This is a genomic window from Sabulibacter ruber (genome assembly GCF_017355955.1).
In the GTDB taxonomy this organism is placed as follows: Bacteria; Bacteroidota; Bacteroidia; order Cytophagales; family Hymenobacteraceae; genus Nibribacter; species Nibribacter ruber_A.
Genome location: NZ_JAFFID010000004.1, coordinates 472,460 through 486,431, shown reverse-complemented (window position 1 = coordinate 486,431; position 13,972 = coordinate 472,460). Strand labels below are relative to the sequence as shown.

The following is a 13,972-nucleotide window of genomic DNA, read 5'->3' as shown; positions in this document are numbered from 1 at the left end:
TTTGCAAGCGGGGAAGGAAAGTTTTTCTTTGCTTCCCTTAGGAAAAGGTTCCCGACCGGAGCCTAAGGGAGAACCAACATTAGGTGGCGGTTGGTTCCCGGCGTGCGGAGGTTTTTCGCTTTGCTGTTGGAAGAGCTCCCGATCGGAGCCTAAGCAAGAACCATTATCAGGTACTCAGAAGTTCCGTGGCACTTAAGTTTTTCTGTCGACCCTCTGCAAGCCACAAAGCTCCCGACCGGAGCCTAAACGAGAACCATTACGGGTATTCAGAAGTTCCAGACCGGCGTTGGTTTCCCCGCTGCTCCCGACTGGAGCCTAAGGTTGAACCCGAATGAGGGCTGGTCGGTTCCCATATGAGGAGATTTTTTTTGGCTGTTTGTCGCTCCTTTTAACTTTACGTCTCCCGACTAGAGCCTAGGCGAGAACCGCCATTAGGCATTCAGAAGTTCCAGGGGACGTGAGTTTTTCCCTTAGGGCTGCCTTAAGGATGTTTAGGAAGAATGGCTATTAGTTTGGAGAAAAATTATTAAGATTAATCCTATTTATACACCACACTAAGAATACGCATTAGCAAACATTGAGCTTCTGCACTTCTAATTGACAACAAATAAAAAAGGAAGAGCAAACCGCTCTTCCTTTTTTATTTGTTGTCTTAAAGTAAATCAACGTAGTCCTAAGTCGTCAATATAGAACGTATTAGGAATTGTACCTTGGTTTTTGATCAGGAACTCATCAATTCCAGCAGAGATATTACCAAAACTGCTAAGCGGAATCTGCACAACAGTGTATTCACCAGCTACTATATCAAATGCCTGTTCACTGGTAAAGGCGCCACCAACAAGTTTGAATTGAATAGCAGCCCTTGTGTTAGCAGTTCCACCACCTTTTACATAAAGCACAAGGTGTGTGTATCCGTTCGCGAAGTTTGCATCACCAGGCTTTAATTGGATAGTTCCGGAGGCTCCAGAGAAAGTGATCTTAAATGATTTAGTACCTCTTTTAATATTGGTGGTATTATTTAAATCCTGTACATCAATTCCATTATACCCATCCCATTTAGCCCAGCCAGCTGCTAAAGCGTCATCGTAAATAAAGGATCTAATGGTAGGGGCTGCGGCACCAACGGTTGCTTCCTGAGTTGTCTCAACCTCGGTATTCGTGTGCGTTACCAGAGTTAACTTTCCTGATTTAGCACTGGAAGGAACCAATAAGATTATTTGATTTTCAGTTTGGGTCAAGAAAGTAGCAACCTCCGCACCACCTGTGAATTTAACCAATTTCACCAGATTCAGGTTGGATCCGTTGACAGTTAAATAAGCACCTGGCGCTACCGGCGTTGGAGTTATGCTGGATACCGTTGGCATTACAACTGTTAATTCAGCAGCTTCCACCACGTATCCAGAGGCCAACGTAAATTTAAGTACCCCAGTTTTTGCTGCAGTTGGTACAGTCACCTGTAATCTACTTGCGCTTTGGTTTAAAAAGGTAGATACTTTGGTAGTCATGCCCCCAAAAGTAATATCCTTAATCAAATCCAGGTTAGTACCATTGATGGTTAAAGTGCCGTTAGGAGCCACTACTGCCGGAGCGTATGAACTTACAGACGGTAACAATACATTGAAGTTAGTAGCAGACGTTACCGCAAAATCATGCATGGTCTTATAACTGAGGGTACCTGGTGTTGCCATAGCAGGGACAGCCACCACAATCTGAGTTCCAGTTTGACTAACAAAATTTGCTTTGGCTACTGTAAAGTTACCTGGGAAGGTAATTTCTTTTATTTTATCCAGGTCAGTACCAGTAATAGTAGTATTCTGAGTATGCCTAACAGTTGAGATATTAGTTATAACTGGTAAAATAATAGAAATGGTTTGTGTAGGCTTTACTTCCACCATGGAACCTTTGGTAACCAGGGTAGGAGCACCATTAGTGGCATTGGTAGGCACTTTAAGGGTAATTTCCGTTGCTGATTGGCTTACAAAGGTAGTTACCTGACCTCCACCAGGGAATTTAACCTGATCAACCAAATCCAGATTTGTACCGGTAATAGTCAGTACTTCATCATGCCGGATATTGGCGGGTGTAATACTAGTTACAACTGGTAAAGTGATCACTACCTCATTTTCTGTTTCAAGGAAAGTAGGATCCTCGCCTCCTCCGTAAATGATAAGTTTACCCGTTTTAGCATTTGCCGGTACTTGGAGCTCAATTTTAGTCGCCGTTTTGCTGATAAACTGCTTCACTATCTCATCACCAAATCCCACACTATCCACCCAAGTCAGCTTAGTTCCACTGATCGCGATAGTACCACCTGGTCTGGCTTCCGCAGTTACATCTGTCACTGTAATTGGAACTGTAAAACTTAGGATAGATTTAGATACAACATCATCTCCTCCTGAAACTTTCAGAGTCACCACACCTTCCATGGCATCTTCCGGTACAGTTAATCTGATGAGTTCGGATGAGTGTTCAATAAACTGCTCCTTAGCAACAGTTGCTCCTTGAAACTGAATAGATTCAACTTTATTAAGGTTATGACCAATGAACCGAATTTCTTCCCCATGCTTCGCTCCTGTAGGACCAAAACTTAACAGTTGGACCTGTCCTCCGTCAATAGCGTTTTCATCATCGTCTCCGCAAGAGGTAAAGAAACCTAGTGACACTACAAACAAGGCAAGTAGTAGTGTTCTTATAGTATAGAAGTTTTTCATACGTAGTGCTTTCAGATATTATGGATTAGGTACTACCCGTAAATTGTCTATTCCAAATTGAGCCTTTGTGCCTGGCCCTACAAAATGGAGGGAAACCGCGTACCCATTGGCATTATAGGTAAATGTGTTACCATTTTTGTTATTAGCCTCATAGATGTCCTTAAAAGGGATGCTTATTGTCTGCCATCTATTTTTGGTATCAATATTGGGGCTCCAGGCATAAAATGCGTTACCTCTGTCTCCTGGACCACCATTACCTATAAAAAACTGAACACCATTGTAAACTAAAGGGGCTACTGTATTCATTTCGAATTTGAGGCTATACATATCAGGGTTGGCAAAAGCATCGGCCGGAATATTTTTGGTTTTTGCCTTTATTGTTCCATCTCCTACCCAAGCTTCAAACCACGAGCCAGTGCTTTCTTTATCGATGCGCAGGAATTTTCCACTAATTGGTTGAATATTAGCATCGCCGCTTGAAATGAAGCTAGGGCCATGCCACCATCCAGTATGATCAGTGTCTTCATAGTCCGCTATAATATTACGGTTATCGCGGAACCAGAAATCTGATTCTGTTTCGCCAAAATTGCTCTTAATTGTAAGCGGTCCAGGTTGAGCGTCAGCAGGCACTCTTACCTCTATTACATTAGGCAATACGTCAACAACTTCTCCTTCCACTTTAGCTCCATTGGCACCGGTAAAGAAAACTTGTACCGGCTCATAGAAGAAGCTGCCTCTGATAGTTGCAATATCACCGGCATTTACGTACTCACTTTCCATATAAGTAGGCATTGGCTCACTAATATCTACCGTGAAGTCATGCACTAATTCTTCGCCGTTGCCAAATACAATCCGCATTTTGTTTGTAATATCAGTAGGAATGTCTGATGGCACCCGGGTAATAATAGAGGTACTAGTAATGAAGGTAGACTGCAGCGCTGCCTCTCTGTCATTTATCCATAATTCACGGGCATCTTGCAAGTTCTCACCTATGATTGCAATCATTTGCCCTTGACCAGCCTTCACGATAAGAGAATCAGAAGCTTCTGGACGGGTAACCCGGACATATTTAATCATGGGTTTACCGCCATTCGGAAGATCATCATCTTCCGAACAGCTGGTGAAAGTCCCTGTCATTACTAAGGCAACAAAAAGGAACAGGAAAAATTTTATTTGACTTCTCATACAATATCTTCTTTTTATAAATCCAAAATTTTAATCCCCAAAATCATAATCAACGGCTGGTTGCCCTAAACTTGGTGACTGGCTCAGTTCCACAGTTGGTAATGGCATATAGAAATTACCTTCGCCAACATTAGGATTCCTTTCCGTAACCCAAGAAGTCTTAGTAAATTTCCAGCCAGTCGGATTAGGGAAACGATCTGCCACTGCCAGGAATAAAGCCCTATCTTGGCCGTTTATTATGTCATAAGTTTTCTGTGGATTATAATAATGCATTCTAACTAAGGCATACCAGGTAAGATTTTCCATGGCAAATTCCTTCACCCATTCTTCAAACACCTGATCATCTCCAATCTTATTATAGCTGCGGGCCATTTTGATTGGCCCCTCAATAGGTGCTAAACCAGCCCGGGTACGAATCGCATTAAAATATTGCACTGCCGTTGCATCAGAAGTAGATTCAGCATTTCCGATTGCAGCATCCACATAGGTCAGGTACATTTCCGCCAAACGCAACATATAGGTATTATGCGGATACCTTTGTTGAGCAGCCTGCCCGCCTAAATCTAATTCGTTACCAACTACATATTTTTTGATAACAGCAAAGTTGTTTTCGGCAGTTGTACCAGGCTGGGGCCAAGTTAATTTTTCCTTTGCTTGGCCCTTAGCATCTTTCACTGTAATTTCTGGATAATGAAAACCAGGCAACATAAAGGTAGCCTTTAACCGTTGGTCCATTGTAAAACCAAGGGTTTGACCATCGTTAGCGGGATTATTGTCATCCTGATTGGTGATCAAGCCTTCATACAAACTCATCATCCACCAAGTAGCACTATAATTACCACCCCAGCCATCATTATTCACAGCGATCTCACCCATTGGATAGATTTGGGAGGCCATGGTATTAGCCGCAGCGTAGTTTTCTCCGAAAACCCATTGGTTTTCAAATAAAGACTCAGCGTTGTTATCGTAAGGGTATTTGAAAAGATTCTCATAAGGCCTAACCAGGGATTTGCCACTCATGGTAATTACACGTTGGGCGTAATCTTTAGCCTTGTCTAAAAACTCCTGGTTTCTTTGGCCACCTGAACCGCCAACACCTGCCCGGGTGAGGTAAGTACGCGCCAACATGCCTTCTGCTGACCATTTGGTTACTCTTCCGGGTTGCGTAGCCGTAGTAGGTAAATTTTCTGCTGCAAATAGATAATCGCGGGTAATGAATTCCCACACACTTGGTATGGTATTCCGGACCTTGTTTGCGTTGTTCAAATCCGCCACATTATCTGTTATGATGGGAACTTCACCAAACGTAGTTACCAGAATGCTATAAGCAGTTGCACGCATAAACCTTGCCTCACCAATTGCTTGGTTCTTAGCAGCTTGTGTTACTTCTGGCCCAGCTAATTTATTAATGTTATAGATAGCCATATTTGACTGTGCAATAACATTATAACATGCCTGATAAGCCCACAAAGTAGATCTTGAAACACCGGTGGCTCTAAAGAACACATTATCTCTCCGCTCCGCCGGACCCTCCCAAGGGTAAAACAGAGTACCTCCGCGGATGTCGCCTATGAAGTAAGAAGCCTGATCATGGTAATCTTTCCAGGCAACATTATATAGAGGGGCAGTGGCAGCCAAAACCTGGGCATCGGTCTTAAAGAAAGCACCGTCAGTAAGAGTATCCAGTGGTGGCCTCTCTAAAAATTCATCTTTACAACCGGTAAACATAGCCAAGGCGGCAAAAGCCCCGGCTAAAATATATCTGTTAATCATATGCTTGTTATCTAATTAATTAAAAGTCGATTCCGAAATTGAAAGAATAGATAGGAGTTATTGGGTAGCGACCAGTATCCACTCCAATAGGAGCATTGTCATTGGTAACATTTGGACCAACATAAGAACCTACCTCAGGGTCATATCCGGTGTATTTGGTAAACGTGTGCAGGTTTTGAACACTAGCACCCACTCTAACTGCCTTTACAATCTTTTGTCTGGAAACAAGTGCATTAGGTAAAGTATAGTTTAGTGAAATGTTTTTGATTCTCACAAAAGAACCATCTTCTACATATTTAGTGGTGTGACGGGCAAAGTTCTTGTTTACATCACCCCCAGAAAGCCTAGGTACAGTTGTTCCAGGATTTTCTAATACACCTTCAGCATTAACGCGGGCATAATCTCTAGCTTCTCTAAACATATTTTGCCCCACGTTGATATTATTTGGATTTGAGTTACGGAAACGTACGTAGTTGTACACATCGTTACCGAAGGTCCCGGTTAACAAGATACTTAGGTTGAAGCCTTTGTAAGAAAAGTCATTGGTTAAACCACCAAAGTATTTAGGCCATGGGCTACCAATCTTAGTCATATCCTGTTCGTTGATGACCATATCGCCGTTCAGGTCACGGAATTTCACATCTCCTACCCAAACACTATTTTCTCCAACAGGGAAAGGTTTGCCTTGGCTATCAGCAGGACGGGCACTATTTTGAACTTCCTCTACGGTTTGGAAAATGCCTTCTTCAATGAAACCATAGAAAAACCACGGAGACTCACCTACCACTGTTCTCTGTGACCAAAGTGGCATGATATACCAGTCTGGCGCATTGCGGGCAACTACACTGGTTTCGGTGTAAAGCTTGGTAACTTCAGCTTTGAAATGGGAAATATTCAGGTTGGTTTCCCACTTAAAGCCACCTTTGTCCAGGTTGATAGTGTTAAGAGACACACTCCAGCCTTTATTTTGAAGCGCACCAAAGTTCACCAGAGGAGCTTGAACAGAACCGTTACCAGTAGAGCCCATATACCAAGGCAGTGAACTTCTAACAATTACGTTGTCGGTCTTCTTAATATAGTAGTCGGCTTCAATCTGAATACGGTTTTCAAACAAACCGAGGTTGATACCTGCGTTATTCGTCAAGGTTTCTTCCCACTTGAAATTTGGGTTAGGGTAATTGGCAGCCAAGAAACCAGATCCCCACTCGGTTGGGTATTGTTGGAGTCTTGCATAGATATTGCCACCAGCGCCTTGATTTCCGGTTAAACCAGTTTCAAAACGCAATCTTAAATCACTAACAATCGGGAAGTTAAAGAATGATTCTTCTGAAACGCGCCAAGCCGCGGAGATAGAAGGGAAATACCCCCATCTGTTGTCAGGTCCAAAGTTTGCTGAACCATCGGCACGGAATGCACCTTGAATGATGTATCGGTCTGCAAAATTATAGTTTATCCTACCCAGATAAGATTCCATCGCCCAATCGCCTTGCCCTCCGCCAGTTCTTTGCTGAGCATTTTGCTCACCCGCGTTAATATCTATAATCTCGTTGGTATTGAAACCGCTTCTGCCAAGGGAAGTATTTTGCCATTCGGATGCCTGCGATTCGTGTGTAGCCATTACAGTTAAGCTGTGTTTACCGAACTGTTTGGCATACTGTAACATTTGGTTCCAGTTCCAATAGATATTAGTCTCGTTTCTGACATCTAACCTAGCGATTGTGTTCCGCTGATACCCAAAAGTGTAGGTTGGCTGAAAAGATGTGCCAACTCCAGTTCCATAATCAGCATTAAACGAGGTGCGGAATTCCAACCCCTCCATCAGATTCACAGTTGCATTCAAGCCACCCAAAATTCGACGTCTTACCATATCATTGGTGATGATATTAGCCAAGCCAATTGGGTTTGGCGGTGTAAAACGCTCTGCTTCAGAGACACTACCGTCAGGGTTTAGCCTTGGCTCACCACCTCCATAAGTTCCATCTAAATTTCTTACCGGAATTGCAGGCGACAACTGAATGGCATTGTTGATAATATCCCACTGAGTTGTAGAAATCTGTTCGTTTGTTTGAGCAAAGTTTAAGTTTGCACCTAAATTTAGCCATTTACGGGCTTTGCTATCCAAGTTTAATCTTACGGAAGCACGGTCAAATCCAGAACCTATTGCCACGCCCTCCTGATCTAAGTACTCACCTGATAAATAGAATCTGGTATTCTCACTTCCCCCACTCAGACTCAACTGGTGTTTGTTCATTGGCGCTCTGTTAAATAATTCACGCTGCCAATTTGTTCCTTCACCTAAAATGGAAGGATCAAGAAAATCTTCGCGCACCGCGCCTCCTGCAAGCGCTTTGTACTCATTGTCCATTTGGGCGTATTCCCGCAGGTTCATGACATCTAACGGCTTAGGCGGAGTTTGAACACTGGTTAAAAATGAGTAATTCACTCTTACATCACCAGATTTACCTCTTTTTGTGGTGATCAACACCACACCATTGGTACCACGTGAACCGTAAATTGCAGTAGCAGAAGGACCTTGTAAAATGTCCATGCTTTCTATATCAGATGGATTCAGTGAAGCCAAGGGGTTAACACCTGAAGTAGAAGAATTACCCTGCACCTGAACACCATCTATCACATATAAAGGCTCGTTAGACCCATTGATTGAGTTGATACCTCTGATATTCACTGAAATACCACCACCAGGAGCACCTGTGTTCTGAGTAACGTACACCCCAGGGGCACGACCCTGAATTGCTTGTTCTACAGTAGTGTTTACAGTTCTTTCTATAGCCTTTGAACCAATAGTAGTCTGGGCCGAAGGCACATCACTGGCTCTTAACTCCCCGTAACCAGTCACAACTACCTCATTCAGAGTCTGGGCATCTTCACGCAGGCTAACATTGATTGTTGTTCTGTCTCCAACAGTCACCTCCTGAGATACATACCCAATGAAGGTTACCACCAGAACATCAGTGTTGCTAGCTTCTAATGAGAAGTTACCGTTCGCATCAGTTGAAGCACCATTAGTTGTACCTCTCACTACTACGCTTACACCAGGCATACCGGTGTTATCAGTAGCCGAGGTTACTCTCCCAGTAATTGTTCGTCTGGCACCCTGTGCCAAACCATCAAACGCATGAAGAAAGACAGCTAACAGAATAGCTATCATTGTCCATGCGGTTCTGGACTTAAAGACAAGATTACTTTTTCTGTAATCTGTTTCTGTGTAAAAGTTTTGAGTCATAGGGTAATTTGGATTAGGTAGAAACTTTGTAATAAAACCACACTAGGAAGCCTAGTTATAAAGCACGTATTAATATTTATTAAACAATAGAAAACTCTGGGACACCAATTTCTTTCAGAATCAGCTTAGGGGAGCTGCTGCTTCTGTTCCTTTTGAAGTTAAAAGCGTTTCACACAACACATTTCAACTTCATCTATGAAGGACCTACAAAATCTATTAATAGCTATACAAAGCTAAAAGCATTTTATACTGACTTATAATACTTTTTTATCAATTGTTTGCTTGAAACAAGCTTTACGGGGGAATAAACAATGCCAACGATGGCATAAGTTATAAATTTACTGCCTTTTTAAACAAATACAAGCAAAGCGGTTCAAAAATCTTAATTTTTACTGAATTTCCAACACAGCAGCGCTTAATTCAAATTTACTTAATAGCCATTCTGGGAGTTACAGCACCAACACCAATAAAAACAGGATAGGTTCCCCATTTTTTTGATTTATTTCAGGACAACGTTAAGAAATACAGGACTTTAAAACTGATATTTTTTTATCATATCTCTGTATCAGAAGTAAATTGATCCAGCCTTTAACCCCTACTGCTTTCTAAAGGAGCTGTTTCTGCAGACTCAGAAACTAGTTTAGGGCTATTGGTCTACCCCTTTTGACCCTTCCTTAACCTATTATCAAGCAAACAGCACCCACAATACTTTCCCCCACCAAAAAGGTTACACACTAAGTTGATACATCATCCCTATATCCTCCCCTTATGCTCTGCTCAGGTTAATAAAATGATTACTAAGGGTTCATGTCTGGGGTTAATGCAGAATCAACCCATGTAATTAGAAGTAAGAGTTCACTTATTATAGGGTATAGACTATGATTGAGACTACTCCTAATTAAAAGAGACTTACTTCTATCCAAGATTGAACAAACCAATCTTGGCCACCTTGTTTTGACTAGCTAATTACGCTATGTTAAAAATAGAGATTATTTGTAAAATGCAGGGGACTGAATGTTTTTGTTATAGGCACCAAATGTTAAAAAAGCGCCTAATTAGTTAATATTTTATCATTTAACATTCAAAGAGGTAGCGCGCACTCCTTATTGCTTCACAATTAAGCATTAAAATATTATAATTGTCACAGCGACACGAATTCACTAAAACTGTCTTAATATACTCATCTCAAATATTACATTTCTAAGATAATTATATTGAAATTTTCATTGACTCACACACAAAAGACTATATTATTATCAACCAATAGACACTTAGATTATCAAGAACTAAATAACACAGCTATTATATTACCGAATTATTAAGAACATATTAAGCAAATGTTACGAGAGGTTCAGATCTTATGAATAGGTAAACAAATACTATCTTAAAGGGCACGATTCCCTATATTCTATGAGGACATATCTCTTGATTGCTAGAGTCTCTCTACTAATTGCCCTTCATTCCCTTTTGGCGTGTAGCTCAAGCAAGCAGAACAGCAAATCACTTAGCTCAAAGCACCTCCTATCAAAGGAGACTATTTTCCAGATGTACACAGCGTCAGCTAACCAATACAAACTTTTAGCTTCTTCGCTCCCTCCCAACCGGTTTCCCAGAACCTTTCATCCAAACCAAAATAGATTAGAAACCAGCGGCTCTGATTGGTGGTGCAGTGGCTTCTACCCGGGCACTCTCCTTTACCTTTACCAATCAACCGCTGATCAAAAACTTTACGAAGAAGCCATGCGCATCATGGAGGTATTGAAAAAGGAGCAGTACAATACCACCACCCACGACTTAGGCTTTATGATGTACTGTAGCTTTGGGAATGCAAACCAGATTGCTCCAAAACCAGAATACAAAGATATTCTGATAAACAGCGCTAAATCGTTAGCCACACGCTTTGACCCGAAAGTACGGGCGATCCGGTCCTGGGACTCAGATAAGGAAGATTATCTGGTGATCATAGATAACATGATGAATCTGGAGTTGTTGTTCTGGGCAACCCGCGTCACCGGCGACTCCTCTTTCTATGAAATTGCCACCACACACGCGAACACTACCATTCAAAACCACTTCAGGCCCGATTATAGCTCGTATCATGTGATCAACTATGATCCAACCACTGGTGCCGTGCAGCAGAAACGCACAGCTCAGGGGTATTCCAATGAGTCTGCCTGGGCTCGGGGACAAGCCTGGGGTCTGTATGGCTTTACCGTGATGTACAGAGAGACAAAAGACCCGAAGTACCTGGCCCAGGCAAAAGGCATTGCAGACTTCATGCTGCATCACCCCAATTTGCCGCAGGATAAAATTCCGTATTGGGACTTCAATGCACCTAATATTCCAAATGCTCTGCGGGATGCCTCAGCTGCCGGCATTACTTCCGCCGCCTTGCTGGAGTTATGCCAGTATGTTCCAGCAAAGACAAGCAAAGAATACTTTGCCGCGGCAGAAACCATGCTGCAAAGCCTGTCCAGTGATACTTACCGGTACGCGCCAGGCACGAATGGAGGCTTCCTCATAAAACATGGCGTAGGGCATTTTCCCCAAGGCACCGAAATAGACGTACCGCTCACCTATGCCGACTATTACTTCATTGAAGCGTTAAAACGATACCAGGAGCTCAGCAAGAATTAAGTACTTCCACTAAATAGCAGCCTTTTGCCTCCTCTTTGCTTCCTGTTTACAGGCTGGTTTTCTGTTTTTAGGCTTATTTAGAGAAAATAAGGCATAAACGAAAAGGGCATCGCTTTGGAAAGCGATGCCCTTTTCAATGATTGATTAGATGTTATAAAGTCACCTCACCGGTTAACCGAATATCTTTAGAGGAGCTACCGGCCAGAATCTGGAACTTACCCGGTTCCAGCACCCATTGCTTTTTACCTTCATCGTAGAACTGGAAGGCATCCTTGCCCAGGGTTAAGGTCACCGTTTTGGTTTCGCCGGGTTTTAGGAATACTTTCTGGAACGCTTTCAGTTCTTTCTTGGGCCGCTTCACAGAAGCTTGGTCATCTTTCACGTACAGCTGCACCACTTCGCCACCCGCTACCGGACCAGTGTTTTTCACTTGTACCTTCACTTTCACACCATCGCCGTCACGGTCTACCTTCAGGTCGCTGTACCCGAAGGTGGTGTAAGACAATCCGTGCCCGAAGCTGAAAAGCGGGTCCACCTTGTAGGTATCAAAGTAGCGGTAGCCCACAAAGATGTCTTCTTTGTACTCCACGTTCACAGTGTCGCGGTCACCTGGGTACTGGCCTAGGGCATGGGCCGGAGAATCCTGTAAGCGCTTTGGAAAGGATACCGGCAGTTTGCCGGAAGGATTGGTTTCCCCGAAGAGCACTTTGGCCACGGCAGTACCGCCTTCCATGCCGGGGTACCAGGCCTGCACAATGGCTTTGGTTTGGTCTACCCACTGGGTCATGTCAATGGGTCCGCCGCCAATCAGCACGACTACGGTGTTCGGATTGGCTTTCAGGATAGCGGTCAGCAGTTGGTCTTGGGCGAAGGGCATGGTCAGATTGGGTTTATCGGCACCTTCTGAGTCAAAGGCACCGCCGTTCCAATCATCGGTGTAGCCGTGCGTCCAGCCACCTACATAAATCACTCGCTCTGCGGCTTTGGCAGCTCGTACCGCCTCGTCAATCAATTTCTGGTTGGGCTTCTCGGCTCTGGTTACTTCAAAGCCCGGTGCGAAGGTAACCTTCACACCAGCACCTACCATTTTCTGGATGCCTTGCAGAGGCGTTACTTCATAAGGCGGACGAACCTGCGAGGAGCCACCGCCCATGGCTTGCTTGCGGGTGGCATTCGCGCCAATCACCGCAATGGATTTTAGGCCTCCTTTTTGCAAAGGGAGCAAATTCCCTTCGTTTTTCAGGAGCACGATGGCTTCCTCGGCCACTTTCTGCGCAGTTTGCTGATGGGCTTTGGTGCTCAAGGCACCCGGCGTGCGCTTGGCCCCAATCATATTGGTGTGGTACATGACCCGCAGAATCCGGCGTACTTTTTCATCTATCAGGGCTTCCTGCACTTTGCCGCTTTTCACCAGCGTGATTGCGGTATCGCCTAGCAGGAATTTGTTGTAGTTGATGTTGGGCATTTGCAGCAGATCGGTTCCCATCTCAATATCGGTGCCGTTGGTGATGGCTTCCATGGTGTTGAGCACCGCGCCCCAATCGCTCACCACCAGACCTTTGAACCCCCACTCTCCTTTCAGGATGTCGTTAATCAGATACTGGTTATGCGTACAGTATTGGCCCCGGAATTTGTTGTAAGCGCCCATCAGGGTCAGGGCACCGCCTTCGGTGATGGCGGCTTTAAAAGCAGGCAAATAAATCTCACGAAGCGCTCGCTCGCTCATCTCCACGTTTACTTTGGCCCGTTTGATTTCCTGGTTGTTGGCAGCGTAGTGCTTCACGCAGGCGGCAATTCCCTGGTCCTGCACTCCTTTAATATAGCCAACCGCCATGCGGGCACTCAGATAAGGGTCTTCGCTGAGGTATTCAAAATTACGGCCGTTCAAAGGCGTGCGCATGATGTTCACACCGGGACCCAGAATCACATCTTTGCCGCGGGCCTTGGCCTCGCTGCCCAGCACTTCCCCGAAGGCATAGCCCAGCTCAGGGTTCCAGGTGGCGGCCAAGGCAACGCCGGTGGGCAGGTACGTAGAAGAATCGTTTCCGGCATTGTCCAATGACCAATCGCGGCCGTGCTCAGGACGTACCCCGTGCGGACCGTCTGACATGGTCAACTCCGGGATTCCCAGACGCGGCACTCCGCCCGAGGTAAAAGAGGAAACACCGTGAATCATGTTCACTTTCTCCTCCAAGGTCATTTTAGAAATCAGGTCATTTATCTGGGCTTCATGCGACATGTTGATGCCGTTGCCCTCTACTGCTGTGGAGGTGGAGCCGGCGTTGCTGGTAGCCGATTGCTGCACCTTTTCTGAAGTGGAGCAAGCCACGGTAAAAGCTACAAGCGCCAGACTGCAAAGCGATCTGAAGCTGGGTAATCTGTAGGTCATATATTATAAACTATTGGTAAAAATCTTCCTTCT

At 44.2% G+C, this 13,972-nt stretch carries 6 protein-coding genes; 1 reads left to right on the top strand and 5 read right to left on the bottom strand.

Annotation, left to right across the window (positions count from 1 at the left end; genetic code table 11):
- Nucleotides 1-662: 662 nt before the first annotated feature.
- From JT719_RS20030 to JT719_RS20015, 4 genes are read right to left on the bottom strand one after another with little or no spacing between them, the layout of a single operon-like run.
- On the bottom strand, nt 663-2,711 hold the full coding sequence (locus JT719_RS20030) for an IPT/TIG domain-containing protein (RefSeq protein WP_207435506.1): 2,049 nt from the start codon (nt 2,709-2,711) through the stop codon (nt 663-665).
- A gap of 18 nt (nt 2,712-2,729) precedes the next feature.
- Nucleotides 2,730-3,896, bottom strand: coding sequence for a glycan-binding surface protein (locus tag JT719_RS20025; protein ID WP_207435505.1), 1,167 nt, complete (start codon nt 3,894-3,896; stop codon nt 2,730-2,732).
- A 30-nt stretch (nt 3,897-3,926) separates the two neighbouring features.
- Nucleotides 3,927-5,669, bottom strand: coding sequence for a RagB/SusD family nutrient uptake outer membrane protein (locus tag JT719_RS20020; RefSeq protein WP_207435504.1), 1,743 nt, complete (start codon nt 5,667-5,669; stop codon nt 3,927-3,929).
- A 19-nt stretch (nt 5,670-5,688) separates the two neighbouring features.
- Nucleotides 5,689-8,913 carry a SusC/RagA family TonB-linked outer membrane protein gene (locus JT719_RS20015; protein ID WP_242693374.1) on the bottom strand — a complete coding sequence of 1,075 codons (3,225 nt, stop codon included), beginning with the start codon at nt 8,911-8,913 and terminating at the stop codon, nt 5,689-5,691.
- A 1,410-nt stretch (nt 8,914-10,323) separates the two neighbouring features.
- On the opposite strand from JT719_RS20015, the gene JT719_RS20010 reads away from it, so the two are divergent.
- Nucleotides 10,324-11,550, top strand: coding sequence for a glycoside hydrolase family 88 protein (locus tag JT719_RS20010; RefSeq protein WP_207435503.1), 1,227 nt, complete (start codon nt 10,324-10,326; stop codon nt 11,548-11,550).
- A gap of 151 nt (nt 11,551-11,701) precedes the next feature.
- On the opposite strand, the gene JT719_RS20005 is transcribed toward JT719_RS20010, so the two are convergent.
- Entirely contained in the window at nt 11,702-13,939 is a 2,238-nt protein-coding gene (locus JT719_RS20005; RefSeq protein ID WP_207435502.1) for a glycoside hydrolase family 3 C-terminal domain-containing protein, read from the bottom strand.
- Nucleotides 13,940-13,972: the final 33 nt, after the last annotated feature.

Excerpts from the sequence above, each read along its gene's own strand:
- JT719_RS20030 (WP_207435506.1), bottom strand. The coding sequence starts at position 2,711 with ATGAAAAACTTCTATACTATAAGAACACTACTACTTGCCTTGTTTGTA.
- JT719_RS20025 (WP_207435505.1), bottom strand. The coding sequence starts at position 3,896 with ATGAGAAGTCAAATAAAATTTTTCCTGTTCCTTTTTGTTGCCTTAGTA.
- JT719_RS20020 (WP_207435504.1), bottom strand. The coding sequence starts at position 5,669 with ATGATTAACAGATATATTTTAGCCGGGGCTTTTGCCGCCTTGGCTATG.
- JT719_RS20015 (WP_242693374.1), bottom strand. The coding sequence starts at position 8,913 with ATGACTCAAAACTTTTACACAGAAACAGATTACAGAAAAAGTAATCTT.
- JT719_RS20010 (WP_207435503.1), top strand. The coding sequence starts at position 10,324 with ATGAGGACATATCTCTTGATTGCTAGAGTCTCTCTACTAATTGCCCTT.
- JT719_RS20005 (WP_207435502.1), bottom strand. The coding sequence starts at position 13,939 with ATGACCTACAGATTACCCAGCTTCAGATCGCTTTGCAGTCTGGCGCTT.